The organism is Streptomyces sp. NBC_01454, assembly GCF_036227565.1.
Lineage (GTDB): Bacteria > Actinomycetota > Actinomycetes > Streptomycetales > Streptomycetaceae > Streptomyces.
The window spans coordinates 935,107-952,314 of sequence record NZ_CP109460.1 but is presented as its reverse complement, the minus strand read 5'-3'; the positions used below and the strand labels follow the sequence as shown (position 1 = coordinate 952,314).

The 17,208-nt window shown below is 71.9% G+C and carries 15 protein-coding genes; 6 read left to right on the top strand and 9 right to left on the bottom strand.

The genetic code is table 11. The features are described from left to right. The first annotated feature begins 98 nt into the window (after positions 1-98). Complete coding sequence (locus tag OIU81_RS42235; RefSeq protein ID WP_443073923.1) at positions 99-1,205, top strand: DUF6214 family protein; 1,107 nt, start codon at positions 99-101, stop codon at positions 1,203-1,205. A 111-nt stretch (positions 1,206-1,316) separates the two neighbouring features. Here the strand turns inward: OIU81_RS42235 and OIU81_RS04070 are convergent, their stop codons facing one another. Together OIU81_RS04070 and putP are read right to left on the bottom strand one after the other, a co-directional pair. After that, positions 1,317-1,964 carry a TetR/AcrR family transcriptional regulator gene (locus OIU81_RS04070; RefSeq protein ID WP_329143903.1) on the bottom strand — a complete coding sequence of 216 codons (648 nt, stop codon included), beginning with the start codon at positions 1,962-1,964 and terminating at the stop codon, positions 1,317-1,319. Between the two features lie 342 nt (positions 1,965-2,306). Further along, the gene (putP, locus tag OIU81_RS04065; RefSeq protein ID WP_329143901.1) at positions 2,307-3,809 is read right to left on the bottom strand and encodes a sodium/proline symporter PutP; all 1,503 of its coding nucleotides are present in this window, start codon (positions 3,807-3,809) and stop codon (positions 2,307-2,309) included. A 638-nt stretch (positions 3,810-4,447) separates the two neighbouring features. Here putP and OIU81_RS04060 point away from each other — a divergent pair. Further along, entirely contained in the window at positions 4,448-4,864 is a 417-nt protein-coding gene (locus OIU81_RS04060; protein WP_329143899.1) for an Asp23/Gls24 family envelope stress response protein, read from the top strand. A gap of 93 nt (positions 4,865-4,957) precedes the next feature. Here the strand turns inward: OIU81_RS04060 and OIU81_RS04055 are convergent, their stop codons facing one another. From OIU81_RS04055 to OIU81_RS04045, 3 genes are all read right to left on the bottom strand, one after another. Beyond that, positions 4,958-6,256, bottom strand: coding sequence for an NAD(P)/FAD-dependent oxidoreductase (locus tag OIU81_RS04055; RefSeq protein WP_329154874.1), 1,299 nt, complete (start codon positions 6,254-6,256; stop codon positions 4,958-4,960). Positions 6,257-6,506: 250 nt separating this feature from the next. After that, positions 6,507-6,986, bottom strand: coding sequence for a DUF5709 domain-containing protein (locus tag OIU81_RS04050; RefSeq protein ID WP_329143897.1), 480 nt, complete (start codon positions 6,984-6,986; stop codon positions 6,507-6,509). 119 nt (positions 6,987-7,105) lie between these two features. Next, positions 7,106-7,522 (bottom strand): DUF2795 domain-containing protein, encoded by a 417-nt coding sequence (locus OIU81_RS04045; protein WP_329143895.1) that lies wholly within the window; start codon positions 7,520-7,522, stop codon positions 7,106-7,108. Positions 7,523-7,888: 366 nt separating this feature from the next. Here OIU81_RS04045 and OIU81_RS04040 point away from each other — a divergent pair, with 366 nt between their 5' ends. Beyond that, entirely contained in the window at positions 7,889-8,965 is a 1,077-nt protein-coding gene (locus OIU81_RS04040; protein WP_329143893.1) for a baeRF2 domain-containing protein, read from the top strand. 87 nt (positions 8,966-9,052) lie between these two features. Here OIU81_RS04040 and uriT read toward each other — a convergent pair whose 3' ends face one another. Both uriT and uriH read right to left on the bottom strand, forming a co-directional pair. Next, positions 9,053-10,492, bottom strand: coding sequence for a uridine transporter UriT (gene uriT, locus OIU81_RS04035; protein ID WP_329143891.1), 1,440 nt, complete (start codon positions 10,490-10,492; stop codon positions 9,053-9,055). After that, the gene (gene uriH, locus OIU81_RS04030; RefSeq protein WP_329143889.1) at positions 10,489-11,436 is read right to left on the bottom strand and encodes a uridine-preferring nucleoside hydrolase UriH; all 948 of its coding nucleotides are present in this window, start codon (positions 11,434-11,436) and stop codon (positions 10,489-10,491) included. The genes uriT and uriH overlap by 4 nt, the downstream gene beginning before the upstream one ends. A 354-nt stretch (positions 11,437-11,790) precedes the next feature. On the opposite strand from uriH, the gene OIU81_RS04025 reads away from it, so the two are divergent. From OIU81_RS04025 to OIU81_RS04015, 3 genes are all read left to right on the top strand, one after another. Beyond that, positions 11,791-12,810 (top strand): LacI family DNA-binding transcriptional regulator, encoded by a 1,020-nt coding sequence (locus OIU81_RS04025; protein ID WP_329143887.1) that lies wholly within the window; start codon positions 11,791-11,793, stop codon positions 12,808-12,810. Between the two features lie 319 nt (positions 12,811-13,129). Further along, entirely contained in the window at positions 13,130-13,648 is a 519-nt protein-coding gene (locus OIU81_RS04020) for a lytic polysaccharide monooxygenase auxiliary activity family 9 protein (protein ID WP_329143885.1), read from the top strand. Positions 13,649-13,817: 169 nt separating this feature from the next. Beyond that, positions 13,818-14,765, top strand: coding sequence for a hypothetical protein (locus tag OIU81_RS04015; protein WP_329154873.1), 948 nt, complete (start codon positions 13,818-13,820; stop codon positions 14,763-14,765). Positions 14,766-14,962: 197 nt separating this feature from the next. On the opposite strand, the gene OIU81_RS04010 is transcribed toward OIU81_RS04015, so the two are convergent. Both OIU81_RS04010 and OIU81_RS04005 read right to left on the bottom strand, forming a co-directional pair. Next, complete coding sequence (locus tag OIU81_RS04010) at positions 14,963-15,367, bottom strand: DUF779 domain-containing protein (protein ID WP_329330879.1); 405 nt, start codon at positions 15,365-15,367, stop codon at positions 14,963-14,965. Positions 15,368-15,635: 268 nt separating this feature from the next. Then, positions 15,636-17,183: an ABC transporter substrate-binding protein gene (locus OIU81_RS04005; protein WP_329143881.1), complete on the bottom strand. Its 1,548-nt coding sequence runs from the start codon at positions 17,181-17,183 to the stop codon at positions 15,636-15,638. Positions 17,184-17,208: the final 25 nt, after the last annotated feature.

The window sequence follows — 17,208 nt, the reverse complement described above, 5'->3', positions numbered from 1 at the left end:
GGCGGGCGCGCGACGGGAGATGCGCTATCGGGGTTGCTCCCGGTGGGATGAGCGTGCCGCGCTACTGGGCCGGGTGGGCTGGAGGCTAGGTTTTCAATGTGTCGGAAAGTGACTTTTATACCGTTAATCACCGATATGAAGCCCAGGGCGCGCCACTGGAGTGGCCCACATGGGAGGTGCGGGCGCACGGCTCCGCCGCGCCCGCCGTCGAGTCCGCCACCTCGTACGATCCGGCCGGCTCCGGCGGCCCCGGGTGCCCGCCGCCGCGGCTCGACCCGCTGGGCCCGTGGTGCAGCGCCCGGCTGACCTTCGCCGACGGCGCCCGGATCGATGTCCTGGTGACGGTCTCCGACGAACATCTCACCGTCGAGGACGTACGGGCCGACCCGCCGCTGACCCTGGCCGGCCTCGCCGCCCTGGCCCGCTGGATCGAAGGCCCCCTGGACGACACCTTCCGGGCGGCCACCGGCCGGCCGCAGAAGGCCCGGTCCGCACCCCGGCAGCCCGGCCCGGCGGCCGTCCCGGCGGCGGGGGACGGGGCCGGCGGGACGCTGCCGGCCGGGCCGGACGCGGGGTCGGCGGCCGGCGCGGCGCCCCGGCCGGCGTCGGGCCCGCGGCCCCTGTCGCCGCACCAGCCGGCGCCTTTGCAGCAGCCGGTGGACGCCCTGCTGCCGGACCGCGCGCCGGACCCCGTGGGTGCCGGGGCGGGGGAGGGCCCGGCACCCGCCGTGAGGGAGGCGGTGGCACCCCCGGAGACGCCGGCGGTGGCGACGGGCACGGTGACCGGCGACGACGTGGCCGACCCGACCACCACGGGCGCCGGCTGCCTCACCGGGGTGTCGGCCGACACCCCCTCCGACGCCTCCTCCGACACCTCCGACGCCTCCTCCGACACGGTGGCCGCATCGCCCGCCGGGGCGCCTGCCGGACCGGCCCCCACGCCGTCCGCGGCCGCGTCCTCCACCCCTGCGCCCGCGGTCTCCACGCCGCCCGCCGAGCCGGCGCGCTCCGCCGTCCTCTCCCGGTCGCGGTCCGGTGAGCGCCGCAGGATCGCCGCGGACGCCTACCGTCAGGCGCAGCAAGAAGGGCACGATCCCGTACTGGCCGTCATGCTGGCCACCGGCCGTAACCGCCGGAGGTCGCTGCGGCTGATCGCCGGCGCCCGCGACAAGGGCCTTCTGACGCCACGTCACAACAAGCGCTAGCGGAGCAACGCCCGCCCGCTCAACCGGCCGTCCGGCAAACCGGTCGGGGCATGCGTAACCGCCGCGATCCGCCCTGCCCGCCGCCCGCCGCCGGCGCTCACCATCGACCGGCTAGCCGCGTACCGGCCCCCGCGGGTGCGTCACCGGGGGTGGTTCCTCCTCCGGAGGGAGCCCCAACTCCCAAGCCAGTCCATACCGTTGGAACAACTCGGCGCGCAGGAGGCCGCGCGGCATCGGCGCTCCCGGCAGCAGCATCGGCACCACCGCGCCCATCAGCAGAGCCCTCAGCAGCGGATAGTCGGTATCGGGAGCCGGTGATCCGTACGCCACGACCGTCTCGCGCAGCAGGTGCGCCAGCCGTTGCTGCTCGGGGCACTGGATGAACCCCTCGGCCGTCAGAATTCCCGCCATATGTGTCCGCATCAGCAACGGGCGGTCGTGGGCGAGACCCAGGACGGCGTCGACGGCCCGGGCCAACCGCTCGCGTCCGGCGTCCGGTCCGCTCGGTCGCGGCTCCCGTTCCAGCGCCTCCCGCAGGGTCAGATGCATCAGCCGGTGCACGGCCGACTGGAAGAGTTGATGCTTGCCGGGGAAGTAGTAGGAGATCAACCCCCGTGCGGTTCCCGCCCGTTGGGCGATGTCGCTGAGTGTCGTGGCCTCGAAGCCACGCTCGCCCACCAGCTCGACGGTCGCCTGTAGCAGCCGCTCGCGGGAGCGCCGCCGCAATTGTTCATTGACCGAGGCGCTGCGGGGGGACATCCTGTACTCCTGCGTTGACTGGCTGCGAGCCAATATACTCAGGACGACTTCGGATATCTGTCCAGGCAGAAATCCGGTCAAGCTGCCCGGTTCGGGCGACGCGGGGGATCGCCCGAATCGGGCGTGGGCAAGGTGAAGGTAGCCTTCTCGATCTGCGTTGTCGCAGGTCGAGAAGGCCGGCTGAGCAATGCGCCCGCTCCGAGGAACCCGCCCCGCCAGGCGGATGCCGACCGTTCACCGGGCGCTGCCCGCACCCTTCCTGACGCGAAACGACCGGTGCGCCGCGCACCCCGGCACGGGCCCCGCCCGGTCCACCTGCCGGGCCGGGCCGCCCCCGCGGGCTCAGCCGACCGGCACCGCCGTGGCGTTCTGCCGCTCCATGGAGCCCGACCAGACGCGTCGCGGCGGACGGCCGACGAACTTCCCGAAGAGCAGCGCCGCCGCGGTGGCCGCGAGCACCCCGGGCACCATCTCGTAGATCCCCGACTGCAGCGGCCCGAGGAGCGGGTCGATCTGCTTCCACAGGACGACGGTGACCGCCCCCGTCACGATGCCCGCCATCGCCCCGGCCCGCGTCATCCGCGGCCAGTACAGCGACAGCAGGATCACCGGGCCGAAGGCGGCGCCGAATCCCGCCCAGGCGTACGCGACGATGTCCAGCACGGCGCCGCCGCTGAGCGCGATGACGTAGGCGACCACGGCGACGGCCACCACGGTCGCGCGGGCCGTCAGCACCAGCGCCGCGTCCGAGGCCTGCCGTCTGACGAACGCCCGGAAGAAGTCCTCGGTGAGCGCCATCGCCGAGACCAGCAGCTGGCTGTCCGCGGTGGACTTGATCGCGGCGAGTACGCCCAGCAGCAGGAGTCCGGCGATCCAGGGATTGACCAGCTGGGTGCAGAGCGCGATGAAGACCGTCTCGGGATTCTCCAGCGGCTGGTCGAGCGCGGCGATCCCCACCAGGCCCACGAGCGAGGCCCCGGCCAGACAGACGACCACCCAACTCACGCCGATCCGGCGGGCCTTGGGGATCTCGCGGGTGCTGCGGATGCTCATGAAGCGGACCAGGATGTGGGGCTGGCCGAAATAGCCCAGGCCCCAGGCGAGCAGGGAGATGACCGCCACGATGCCGAGCGGGTGCCCGGACGTCCAACGGCTGCCGTCGAAACCGGCCTTGGCCCCCATGTCCAGCAGTGCGGCGCTCTTGTGCGTGAGCAGCCCGTGCAGCGCACCGAACCCGCCCAGCAGCCCGACGCCGATCGCCGGGAGGGCCACCGCCGCGCCGAACATCACCGTGGCCTGCACCGAGTGCGTCAGGCTCACCGCCCGGAAACCGCCCAGGACGGTGTAGACGACGATCACCACGGCGAAGACGGTGAGCGCGAATTCGAAGCCGCCGCCGAAGATGCTCTCGAACAGCACCCCTCCGGCCAGGAGACCGCTCGCCACATAGACGGTGAAGAACACCACGGTGACGGTCGCCGAGAGCAGCCGCAGCATCCGGCTGCCGTCCTCGAACCGCTCCTCCAGATAGGCCGACAGTGTCTTGGCGTCCCCGGCCAGCTCGGTGTACGTCCGCAGCCTCGGGGCGACCAGCAGCCAGTTGAGATACGTGCCGAGGGCCAGACCGACGGCTATCCACGTCGCGCCGATGCCGGCCGCGTACACGGCACCCGGCAGGCCCAGGAACAGCCAGCCGGACATATCGCTGGCCCCGGCGGACAGCGCCGCGACCGTGGCGCTCAAACGGCGCCCGCCCAGCGCGAAATCGGAGAACGTCAAGGTGTCCTGATACGTCCAGAAGCCCACCGCCACCATGGCGAGCAGGAATATCCCAAATGTGATCATGACCGGTACGATCAGGTGTGTCACCACTGCTCCCTCGATGCAGGCGCTGCCATGTCGTGCACGGGCCCCCGATGGGGGATCCCACGAGGAAGTCCCGGGGCGGGAAGGCTCCGGCGCGAGCAGACGATACGGATCCACCGCCGGGAGCGGCACCCCTTTGGCAGATGTCCGTGGCAATCGCCGTTTCGCCGTCCCCGCAGGCCCGGGGCGGGTGCGGGGTTCAGGACCCTACCGTGGAATGGCCCTGTGGAGCGCCAACTCCTCCTGGGTGACCACGACTTGAGACGCGGGCCGACGTGCGCGGCCCGGCCCCGGGACGGCCCGTGCCGGACACGGGCGCCGGCGGGGGAGGGGTGCGCCTGCCGGGCGGGCGCCCCGGTATACCGCGCGCAGACGCAGACGCAGACGCAGACGCAGACGCAGACGCAGACGCAGACGCAGACGGTGGCGATGGCGATGGCGATGGCGATGGCGATTGCGTGGGCAAAGCTCTTTGCCTGACCGGCAAAGGGGGCGATCACGCCGCGCCGGGCCCGCAGCGACAGCCGCCGCCCGCTTCAGGAGGCAGCGTCACCCGTCCGGCCATAGCGTGAAGAGACGGGCCGAAGCTTCCCCGCAATCACAAGGGGTGATGGGCAATGACCGAGTTCGCAGAGCGCCGGCCGCGGAACACCGGTGACCTGGGGCGGACGACCATCGCCGACGGCGTGGTCGAGAAGATCGCCTACCTGGCGGCCGGTGACGTGGCAGGGGTGCACGCCCTGGGCAGCGGGCTCTCGCGCTCGGTGGGCGCCCTGCGCAAGCGCGTACCCGGCGGCGGGACGACCACCACGCACGGCGTGAAGGTCGAAGTGGGCGAGAAGCAGACGGCGGTGGATCTGGACATCGTCGTCGAGTACGGCGAGGTCATCCCCCAGGTGGCCAAGGCCGTGCGCGAGAACGTCATTTCCGCGGTGGAGCGGATGACCGGACTCGAAGTCGTGGAGGTCAACATCGCGGTCAGCGACGTGCGGCTGCCCGACGAGGAAGAGGAAACGCCGGACCGGGTGCAGTAGCCGTCCGGCCAGTAGCCGTCCGGCCGGGCCGGAACCTCGCGGGGGCGAGGCGCCGGCCCGGCCGGACGGCGACCGTGCTGGTGTGCCCGCCCCTCACGCCCCCGGTCCCGGTAGGCGGGCCACCTCGGGGGATTCGGTGTCCAGCGGTACCGACCAGGAGCTGACCAGACCCAGCTGGACGCCCTGCCGCGGCAGCACCGCGTCCAGGAGCCAGTCGGTGGCCACCCGCACGCGGTTGTCCGGCATCGCCATCAGGTGGTAGCCGCGGGTGACCAGGCCGGCGAGCGGGCCGGAGAGCGGGATGTGCAGGGGGTTGGCCGCGGCCTGGATCCCGCCCAGGTCGACCATGAAGCCCAGATCGTGGTGCCGGTAGGCGCGGGGCGTGCCCCGGCCGCAGGACGCCGCCACATTGCGCGCGGCGGCCTTGCCCTGCCGCTGGGCGTGCTGGGCCGTCATCGGCGTCACCTCACCGGGCCGGGTCAGGTCCGGGACGGCCGCGGCATCACCGCAGGCGAACACCTCCGGCCGGCCGGGCACGTTCAGGAATGCGTCGACGCACAGCCGCCCCTTGTCGGTGGGCAGCCCCAGCGAGTCGACCAGGGGGTCGGGCCGCACACCCACACACCACAGCAGGGAACGGGTGGCGACGAACTCGCCGTCGTCGAGCAGCACTCCGTCCGAGGTCGCCTCCTTGACGGAGGTGCCGGTGCGGACGTCGACGCCACGGGCGCGCAGCACCCGCTCGGCAGTGCGCGACAGCCGCTCGTCGAGCTCCGGGAGCAGCCGGTCGGCGATGTCCAGCAGCAGCCAGCGGGGGCGGGGGCCGTGCCGCAGCCCGGTGTTCTGGCGGGCCAGCGCATCGGTGAACCGCACGCCCTGGGCGGTGACTTCGGTACCGGTGTAGCCAGCGCCCACCACCACGAAGGTGGTGCGGGCGGACCGCTCGGCCGGGTCCTCGGCCGCGCCGGCCAGTTCCGTCTGCCGGGTGAGGTGATCGCGGAGGAACAGCGCTTCGGGCATCCCGCGGAAGCCGTGGGCGTGCTCGGCGACGCCGGGCACGGGCAGCAGCTTGTTGACGCTGCCGACGGTCAGGACCAGCCGGTCGTAGGACAGGGTGCCCTTGTGGTCCTCGGGGTCGGTGTAGTGCACCTGACGGGCGTCGAGGTCCAGGTCATGGGCGGCTCCCAGGACGAGGCGGACGCCCGGGAGGGTGCCGGTGAGCGAGACCGAGATCCGGCGGGGTTCCAGGATCCCGGTCGCCACTTCCGGCAGCAGCGGCACATACAGAAAGTAGTCATTCGGGTTGAGGAGCACGATCTCGGCGGCTCCTTTGGCCTGCCGGGAGAGCGTGCGGGCACACTCGTAGCCGGCGAATCCGGCTCCTACGATCACGATCCGAGGGCGACGTCGCTTCACGTGGGCTCCTGCGGTCGAGGAGGGTGCGCATGGTGCGCCGGGTGACCGCCGGGGCCTTGTGCGCGCGGCGATCCGCGTAGCCGCTCCGGCGGGGTCGATGCCTTGTCGGCTATCCCGCGTGCGGCCGGGTACACATGGATGCCGCTCTTCTCCTTCTGACGGGAACGGAGCCTCGGCGGTGCGCCGACGGCTGCCGGCACGCACCCGGCCCCGCGTCCTGCCGGCGCTACCTCTCGCGGTCCCCGTCCCCCGCATTGTCCCGGGCGATATGCACCGCCGCCTCCTCCGCCGAGGCGGCCCCGCCGTCGATGCCCACGTCGCGGGCGGCGATGTCATTGCTGCCGCCGCGCCAGAATCCCTCGTCGGAGCCCACCAGCCGGCCGGCCCGTTCCTCGCCGCATTCGAGATCCGTCGGTTCCCCCACCCCGTCGGGCAGGTCACCGATCCCGTCGCCGTCCGGTGCGCACACTTCCGGCACCTCCACCGACAGCCGGTGGTCGAGCGTCTCGCGGTCGTGCAGCTCCCGTGCGGTGGTTCCCTCGTGATTCACCACGAAGGGCCGCTCCGGGGGCGAATAGCCGGTGTCCAGGGTCGCATCGAGGTCCGGCTCGTCCAGGGCGTCTTCCATGTCGAGTTCGTTGGGGTTGTCCCGGGGATCGGACCTGGGCGGCTGGTAGACCTCATCGCCCATCGTCTCGTCGGACATAACCGCCCTCCCTCTTCCCGTCCACGTGCCCGGCCGCGGGGTGCGGCAGGTGCCGTACCACCAATTGTCCGCCTCCTGGCGCCGCGCGGCAGCGCCAGGAGGCGGAGCGGGGCCGGAGCTCAGGAACGCTGGTGTTCCGTGTGGATCCCGACGGCCTCCGCGATGCTCTGCACATTGCCGAACCGCTCGTGTGCGGGCAGCCGCTCGGCCATCGTGACCAGCCGGTCCGGGGCGTTGTTGCGCCGGAGGGTCTCGATCACCGCGTTCCGGTCGGCGGGGTACAGGCTGCGCCCGAGGTGCCGGGCGAGTTCGGAGCGCAGCCCGACGTCCTCCTCGGTCATCCCCCTCGGTGTGCCGCCCCGGAAGTCGCTCTCGGGCGACCACGCCGCCACCGGCTGGTCCTCGCCGGCCGGCTGGAGTTCGTGCTCCTCCTCCAGCCACAGGGAGCGCTCGGACGTCAATTGCCCCCGCAGTTGCCGCTTCATCACGTCGTCCCGGGCGGGGCCGGTCTTGTCCGTTCCGTGTTCCATGACCATGGGTGCCTCCGGCTCTACGGGTCGTACCGACCCGACGTGTTCCTCCCAGTTTCCCTGGTCCCCCAGCCCTAACAACCCGGCAGCCCTCGTTTCAACCATGCACACGAAAAGAGCGTGAACGGGCACGGAGTGTGAGGGCAGACGCATATGCCCGCATGCATACGCCTTTCCGGAACGGGAATTCGTAGGACAGTCGGCTGCTTACCGGCGACGGCTGCCTTCCGGAGACTGCCGGGCAGGCACGGACGCCGGCCACCGCGGCGCGACGAGCGCGCACCGCACCCCACGGGGAAAATCGCACCCATCGCACCCATCGCACCCCACAGGAGAATCCGCGGAATCCGAGGAAGCCAAGGAGGCAGCGCCATGCGACTCTCGCTCCTGCAACCGGTCATCGACCGGCCCGGCCCCTGGGCGTCCGTCTATGCCGATGTCTCGTACGGCACGGAGGACGCCGGAAGACAACTGGAGTTGACGGCGACGGCCACCACGGCGCAGTTGTTCGCCCTCGGCGCGGATGAGGCCACCTGTGGTGCGGTGCACGAGGCCCTGCTCACCCGCCGCGGCGACCCCGGGGCGCACGCCGGGCGGGCGCTGTTCGCCGCCCACGGAGCCCTCGTCCTCGACACCCCGCTCCCCGGCCCCCCTGCCGTCCCCTTCGCGGCATGGGGGCCGGTGCCCAGAGTCACCCCCTTGCTGGCGGCGATCGGCGACGACCCCGTCTGCCTCGTGGTCCGCCTGGGCCGGGCGGGAGCGGACTTCGCCGTACTCGGCGAACGGGCCGCCTCCGCCGACGGGAGCGCCCCCGGGGAACGGCCCGCACGGCACTTTTGCACCGCCGTGGACCACGGCGAACAGCGCGCCGAGGAGATCGCCGACACGGTGCGCAGGGAGTTCGAGAGCAGTGGCGCCGAGGCCGTCGTCCTGATCGGTGAGGAGCACGAACGGCGGCTGGTGCACGGCGCACTGCCCGAGCCGCTGCGCGCCCTGACCTACGAGAGCGAGCACGGCGGCCGGACGCCCGATGCCGAGAGCGATCTGGTGGAGCGCGACATCGCCCAGGTCAGGGCCGCCCAGGAGAGTGCCCATATCGCGCAGGTGGCGGACCGCTACCGCGCGGGCGCCGGCCCCGGCCGCAAGGACGTCCCGCACTCGGCGGCCGGTATCCCCGCCCTGGTCGAGGCGGCGCGGGAACACCGGATCGACACCCTGCTGGTCAGCCCGCACGGCGCGGACAGCGCCCGGCAGGTCTGGGTGGGCTCCGATGCCGACCAACTCGCCGTCCGGGGAATGGAGTTGCCCCAGCTGGGCGAGCTGCGTCCGGCCGCCGCACGGGCGGATGACGCCCTGGTGCGGTCGGCGGCCGCGCACGGCGCCGACATCGTGGTGGTCCTGGACCCCGAGCGGGCACCGGCCGGGGGGCTCGGCGCCATCCTGCGCTGAACGGACGCGGCGCGGGGGCACCTCATGCGGCCGCCCGCCGACCGGACTCCGGTCGGCGGGCGGCCGCATGACGGTGGATCGGTGGCCTCAGCCCTGTGCCTCGGCCGCCACCGGCTTCGGGATCAGGAACGACGTGGCAATGGCCGCCGCCAGGATGACCACCCCCGCGATCATGCCGGCGGTGTAGCCCCCGGACGACGCCGGGTCCGCCGGGGTGGCCGCCGTCTTGACCGCGTAGAGCACCGCGAAGCTCAGCCCCGCGCCGAGGTTGAAGGCACCCGCGTTCAGGCCGGGCAGAAAGCCCGGGTTCTCGCCGGGGGAGAGGACGATGCCCAGCCCGTTGAGGACGATGTTCGCCACGCCCGCGTAGGCGATGCCCACCATGACGGACGTCGCCACCAGCAGGAGCTGCGAGTGGCTGTGCATCGTGAGCAGCATCAGCACGACCGTGGCCGCCGAACCGGCCAGTCCCAGCCGCAGCACCCGGCCGTAGCCGAAGGTGGCGGCGAGCCGCCCGGCCAGCGGACCCATGGCCAGTCCGGCGAGCGCGTACGGGGACAGCGTCCACCAGGCGGACTGCTCCGCGCTCATCCCGAGGCCGGCCTGCGCGTCCTGGGCGAAGGCCGGGATCAGACCGTTCATGACGGCGAAGACGCCGGTCATGGTGAGCACGGTGGTCAGCAGGGTCGCCCAGGTCGCCCGCTGCTTGAGGTGCCGGGTGGCGACCAGCGGGTGCCCGCTGCGGTTCTCGGTCCGCCAGAACAGGGCGAACGCGGCCGCGGCGACCACGAGAAGGGCGGCGATCAGCGGCCAGTTGGCGGCGGCGAGCTTGCCCGCCTCGTTGAGCGCGGTGAGCAGCGAGCCGACCGAGAGCACGAGCAGCGCGACACCGGGCCAGTCCATCCGGCCGGCGACGGCTGCCTTGGACTCCGGGGTGAGCGTGGCGACCAGGACGGCGGCGACGGCCGCGACCACCGCCATCGCCCAGAAGACCGAGCCGAAGCCGTGACGGTCGGCGAGGTAGCCGCCGGCGAGGGAGTCGACACCGGCGATACCGCCGTTGACCGCGGTGATCACGCCGAGCAGGGTGCCGTAGCGCTTGGGCTCCCGCACCTCCACCCGCAGCATGATCAGACACAGCGGGACGACCGGACCGCTGATGCCCTGGATCACGCGCCCGGCGAACAGCATCGGCACGCTGGTCGCCAGCGCCGCGACGACACATCCGACGACCATCAGGCCGAGCATGCCGGTCAGCACCCGGCGGCGGCCGATGACATCGCCCAGCCGCGGCAGGAACAGCGAGAACAGCGCCGCCGAGGTGAAGAACGCGGTCTGGGTCAGGCCGATCTCCGCCGAGCTGGCGCCGAGGGAGTCCTCGATGTGCTTCAGCGCGGGGCTGAGCATGCTGGCGTTGAGCTGGAAGGCGAAGCAGGCCGCGAGCAGCGCGGTGACCAGCACACCGATGCGGACGCCGGAGCCGCCGGCCGGTGCCCCGACGGGGCGCGAGGAAGTGGAGACGCTCATGCCGCGACGTCACCGATCCGCTCGAGCGCGTCCACGACGAGGTTCCAGAACCGCTCGTGGTCGAGGGTGACCGCGACCTGGGTGGTGCAGTCGGGCGGGGCCGGTGCGCGGAAGTCCGTCACGGTCATCCCGACCGTGAGCGCGCCGCGCAGCTCGATGTCCACCGGGGCCTTGCGCACGGTCATCACATCGGGGTCGATGACATAGGCGACGGCGCACGGGTCGTGCACCGGCGGGTACGCGAAGCCCTGGTTCTCGCGGTAGGCCTCGCGGAAGAAGTCCAGGAGTTCCCCGACGAACCTGGCCGGGCCGGTGCCGACCGCGGCGATCCTGGCGTCGACCTCGGGCGTCGCCAGCGCCTGATGGGTCAGATCGAGCCCGACCATGGTGACCGGCCAGCGCTCGTTGAAGACGATGTGCGCGGCCTCGGGGTCGATGATGATGTTGAACTCGGCGACCGCGCTCCAGTTGCCCTCGTGGTAGCCGCCGCCCATCAGCACGACCTCGCGGACCCGCTCGGCGATCCGCGGCTCCTTGCGCACGGCCAGCGCGATGTTGGTCAGGCCGGCGGTCGGCACGAGGGTGATCTCGCCGGGCTCGTGGGACATCACCGTGTCGATGATCAGGTCCACCGCGTGCCGGTGGTCCAGCGCGAAGGCCGGCTCGGGCAGGTCCGGGCCGTCCAGCCCGGTCTCGCCGTGGATGTCCGGCGCCGTCTCGATGGCCCGCACCAGCGGACGCGGACAGCCGGCGGCGAAGGGCACCCCCGTGATCCCGGCGATCCGCGCCACGGACAGGGCGTTGCGGGTCACCTTCTCCAGCGTCTGGTTGCCGACCACGGTCGTCACGGCGACCAGCTCGACGTCGGGATTGCCGTGTGCCAGGAGCATGGCGATCGCATCGTCATGCCCCGGGTCGCAGTCGAGGATGATCTTTCTGGCCACGGAAGAGCCCCTTTGCTCTGCTTGCTCGGCTGCGTGGAGAGGCAGCGCGGAGTGGTGGTGTGTGCGGGCCGACGCGGGCTCCGGCGCACAGCGCGTCCGGCGGTCGCCCCATGGCGAGCCCGGGCGGGTGGTCAGCCGGCGAGCGAGCAGCATGGGAAAACGTTCTCCGGAAACTTGACCCATGGACCTGCCGGTTGTCAATGGTTCAATCTCTGGCCTTCCGGGTGTTTTCGGGACGAAAGGAGGGTTGGTTGACCAGGAGATCCCGCTCTCATGGGACAACGATTGCCGGATGGGCAAGGGGGCGTATGCTCCCTCCGGTTCGGGCGGGCCGGACGAAGGGAGCCGGAGACGGTGGCCGAAGTCACGTTGAGGGATGTCGCGCTGGCCTCGGGCTGCTCCATCGCCACGGTCTCCCGCGTCCTGGCCGGCACCCGCCCGGTCGGCGCCGAGACCGCACGCACCGTCCGCGCGGCGGCCGAGCGCCTGGGCTACCGGCCCAACGAGGTGGCCCGCGCCCTGCGCAGCCGCACCACCGGCACCGTCGGGCTGGTCCTGCCGCAGATCACCAACCCGTTCTTCCCCTCCCTCGTCCGGGAGCTGGAACACGCCCTGCACGCCGAGGGCCGGGCCGTACTCCTCGCCGACTGTGACGACGACCCGGTCACCGAAGCGGCCCGGATCGCCACGTTCCTCGGACGGCGGGTCGACGCCCTGCTCCTGATACCCGTCGATGAGCGGCGCAGCCGCGAGGCGGTGGCGAGCGCGGCCGACCGGGTGCCCCTGGTGCTGCTCGACCGCGGATGCGGCCCCGGCGTCGCCGACTCGGTGGCCGTCGACAACGCGGCCGGCATGGCGCTGGTACTCGATCATCTGGCGGCCACCGGCCGGCGCCGCCCCTGCTTCGTGGGGGCGGCCGGGACCGCGTCGGCGGCGGTCGAACGGCGCGCGGCCTACGAGGCGGGAGCCGCGGCCCTGGACCCCACCGCCCCCGGGCGGGTCGAGCTCGGCGACTTCTCGGTGGCGTGGGGCCGGGCCGCCGCCGACCGCGTCTGGCCCTCCCGGCCGGATGCCCTGATCTGCGCCAACGACCTGATCGCGGCCGGGGCGCTGCAACGTCTGCGGCAGCTGGGCGCGGACGTCCCCGGGGAGGTCGCCGTCACCGGCTTCGACGACATCCCGCTCGCGGGCCTCGCCGACCCGGCGCTGACCACCGTCCGCCAGCCGGTCGGTGAACTGGCCGCCGAGGCCGCCCGCCTGCTGAGCCGGCGCCCTTCCGATGGCGGGCCGGGGCCGCGGCGCACGGTACGGCTCGCCCCGCGGCTGGTCGTACGGGGCTCCAGCGTCCCGGCCTCCGCCACCGCGGACCGCTGACGGGAGCGGCTGGCTCCGGGAACGCCCGACCGCGCGAAGGCCGAAGCTCCTGCCGGTACTGTCGGTGCGTCAGACGTCAGATCTGATCCCTCGTCAAATTCAGTGCAGAAGCGAAGAGTTGACGAACGGGCGCCCTCAGCTGCCCGCATCGGCACACCTCTTGACCGCACCTGGCCGCGCGGTAAAGTCTAGACCAATTGCTGCACCCTCGCGTCATCCATCCCCCTCAATGAGGCCCCCCGGGACGGGCGTTCGGCGTCGTCGGCGTCGCCGGGTCCGCAGCTCTCGCGTGGGCGGCCTCCCTCGCGAAAGGGTTGACATGCACAAGAAAAGAAGGCTGGCCCTCGCCCTCGGTGCGGGCATCGCCCCGCTGCTCGTCGTCACCGTGCCGGTCGGCCCGGCAAGTGCGCACGGCTATGTGTCCGCACCGCCCAGCCGCCAGGCGCAGTGCGCGGCGGGCACGATCGAGTGCGGCGCGATCAAGTGGGAGCCGCAGAGCGTCGAAGGGCCCAAGGGGCTGACCAGCTGTAGCGGCGGCAACAGCCGGTTCGCCGAACTCGACGACGACGCCAAGGGGTGGCAGGTCACTCCGATCGGCCGCTCCCAGACCTTCAGCTGGCGGCTGACCGCACGTCATGCCACCAGCACCTGGCAGTACTTCGCCGGCGGGCGGAAGGTCGCCGAGTTCAACGACGGTGGTGCGCGGCCGTCCGACACGGTCTCGCACACCGTCGACTTCGGCGGCCTCACCGGACGGCAGAAGATCCTCGCGGTGTGGAACATCGCCGACACCGCGAACGCCTTCTACGCCTGCATCGACGTCACCATCGGCGGCTGACCCCGCCGTCCCTTCCCTCCCCGTTCCCCCTCCCGCCCCCGACACCCCGTCTCCCCGCGCCGGTCACAGCGGTGCACAGCACCGGCAGCGGGGCGACGGGGCCGGCGCCGCACCCGTTACGATCGGCCCATTCATGGCCGATGTGCGTGGCCGCTGCCGGGAGGAAGAGATGGGCCTGTTCCGCCGAGGACCGAAGCGGGATTCCCGCGACCTGGCACGCGACGGGGAGTTCAGCTTCTTCTCCGAGCGCGAGGGCGGGCTCTTCCGCGCACAGGTCCGGCAGGCCTTCGCGGAAGCGGGGCTCGAAGTCACCGCGTACGCGGGCGTGGTCACCGATTCCGCGGGCCGGCAGTTCGGCCTGGGCAACCTCGCCGCGGTGTGCCACCGCGACCGGCGGGGGGAGCGCAGCTGGCCCGCGCTGATCCGGGACCACGTCGGCAAGGTGCTCCGTACGATGGACGGACCACAGCCCCTGGAGATCCTCAGCGAGGACGAGATCCGGGCCTGCCTCTACCCCCGTGTCGTCGCCCAGGAGACGCTGCCCGCCTCGGACTCCTTCCGGTACGGCCGGGCGCCGGCGCCGGGGCTGCGGGAGGTGCTCGCCCTCGATCTGCCGGAGGCGGTGCAGATGCTGAGCGAGGACTCGCTGACGGACCTGGGGGACGTGGCCGAACTCCGGATCCGGGCGATGAACAATCTGCGGGCGCTGCCGGTCGAGGGGCATGAGACGGTGCGGCGCGGCGACGGCTCCGCGTTCGAGGTGCTGCTCGGCGACTCCTTCTTCACCGCGAGCCGCGTGCTGGTCCTGGACGAGCTGGTGCAGCGGCTCATGGGCACCGGACTCACCCCGGACGGTGCGCTGGTCGCCATGCCCTTCCGGCACCAGCTGGCGTTCCACCGCATCCATGACGCCCGGGTCATTCCGGCCCTGCAGGCCATGGCGCAGTTCGCGGCGGCCGGTCACGAGGATGCGGCGGGGGCCATCAGCCCCAGGGTGTTCTGGTGGCGCCGGGGGGTGATGACCCCGCTGAGCGAACCGGACGGCGACGGGTTGCGGGTGGTGGCGGACGCGGACTTCCACGCGATGCTGGAACGCCTGGTGCAGCGGGACGGCTGACCGGTGAGGCCGCACACCGGGGCTGCCGACCGTGCCCTGCGCACCGCGCTCAAAAATTTTCTCGCGCATTTTGCACGGTGCGGGAACCCGAACGCTCTCCCACCCGTTTATCTGTGTGAGGCCCCACGCTCTCCCCCGTGCGTGGGGCCTCACTATGTTCCCCGGGCCCGCCGACCATCCGCCCGTACGGGCCGGCCTCAGCCGTCGAGACGCGCCCGTTCCTCCTCGGTGAACAGCCGCGAGCGGATCAGGAAGCGCACACCCTCGGGTGCCTCCAGGGAGAAGCCGCTGCCCCGCCCCGGTACGACGTCCACCGTCAGATGCGTGTGCCGCCAGCGCGCGAACTGGTCGCCCGACATCCAGAATTCCACCGGCTCCGGCACGCCCTCCACGGACAGCCGGCCCAGCAGCACATCCGACGACCCCGTACGGAATTCTCCGTCCGGGTAGCACATGGGGGCACTGCCGTCGCAGCAGCCGCCGGACTGGTGGAACATCAGCGGGCCGTGCCGGGCGTGCAGCAGACGCAGCAGCTCCGTCGCGGCCGCGGAGAGCGCGATCCGCGCGACGCCCGTGTCGGCCGGTGCGTCCGGAGCGGTCATCTCCCGCTCGTCACCGCTCATCAGAAGCGGCCCGATGTCATCGTCAAGCCGCTGACCAGCGGCTTCTTGCGCCGAGTTCGGTACATGTGGGTCCCTCTCTGCCCGGCCCCTACGGAGGTCAGTGTCCTGGTGGACGGCGGTGGTCCGGCCCGAAGCCGGCCCGGACCATGGCGCCGGGCCGCCACGGGGCACCACTGCAGTGAACGCCCCATGAGGTTGCGAGGTGGTTGCATACGGAGCCCCGGTGGCTCCGGCTTCCTCCTCGCGGTCACGGCACCAGATACGGCGGCGCGGGATGCTTGAGGGGATCGGGCAGTTGGATCACGGGGACCGGCTTGTTGTGGGGCCAGCCCTGGGAGGCGTCGTCGAAGCTCAGCTCTCCGCTCGCCGCGGGGACGGTGCTCGCGTCGTGCAGGTTGGTGAGTTCGTTGTACACATCCTGGACGTCGGGCGCCACCTTGCCCGTCTGGCCGGTGACATTGCGGGTGGCCCACACCGCGGTCAGCAGGGCGTCGTGATGCATGATCGCGTAACCGTCGTCCAGCACCGCGTCGGAGAACTTCAGGTCCCGCAGGGCCTGGAGGAACGGCCGGAAGCCGGACGGGGCGTGGATGCCGCTGATCCACTGGGCGGGGCTCGTCGCCGAGACATCGAGGACGGTGATCTTGTTGGCCCTGAGCAGTCCGCGCACCGCCGATCCCTGGGTGAACGCGCCGGTCGCCCCCGTCATGATCGTGATCTGCTTGTCGTGACCGCACTGGCTGCGGGTGGACAGGGCACGGACGAGGTCGGCGAGATCGCGGTCCCGGCCGGCGTAGAAGATCACCTGTGCCTTGGTCAGACAGATGTTGTTGACGGCGTTGTAGAAGAGCTTCGGGATGCCCGCGGGTTTGTGCCCCGTCGTACCCACGAACGAGGCGCGCCGCCGGCCGATGTAGTCGCCGAACTCGGCGTCGAACGCCTTGCGCATGGTCTTGACGTAGTTGTCGTCCCGGCTGTCGAAGACGAGGTAGCCGCGCTGCTTCGCCAGCGGGGATCCGGTCAGGAAGCGGCGGAGTGCCTTGGCGTATTCGACGTTGGACGGGGACACCTTGAACAGACGTGGCGCGTTGAGGTCGGTGGCCGTCAGGACCGCGCCGATCGAGGGGATCTTCAGCCGGCTGAGTGCGTCGGCCGCCGCCTGGGTCTCCGGGATGCTGACACCCATCCCCGTGACCGCGACCAGCGGATGTTCGCCGTTGACCAGTGCGGACAGCTGTTTCACCACCGGCTGCCAATGGGTCTCGTTGCGGCCCTCGTTGGCCAGGACGAGTTCGATCTGCGGGGTCTTGCCCTGGATGCCGGTGGAGCCGGCCGGGGACAGCTGCGGGCAGCCGTTCGCCCGGCACTGCCCGATGAAGGAGCCTTCCAGGCTGGTGAGGATCTCCGCCATGGGCAGCGCGCTGGTGTCGCTGTCCGTCATGGGCGTCAGCAGGGCGACCTTGACGTACGGGACGCGGCTCTTGCCCTTGTCGGGCTTGTCCCACTGCTGACGGACCCTCCGGTTCTCCTGCGCGATCCGGTCGGTGATCCCCTTGAGCCGCGGATCGAAGGAGTACGCCGTTTCGTCCATGAGACCGACGCACTCACGCTGCGCGCCCCGGCCGGCCCAGTGCAGCCCCGGAACGCCCGTCGCGCAACCGGTGTCCTCCTCGGCGGGCCAGAAGTACCAGAGGCCGCCGGCTATGAGGACGAGGGCGAGCGCCACGGCGCCGATGCCCTGCCACCCCTTCCACCAGGGGGGAAGCGCGTCGGCGGGCTGCGGGGTCAGATGCATGGTGCCAACTCCTAGGGGAGGGGAT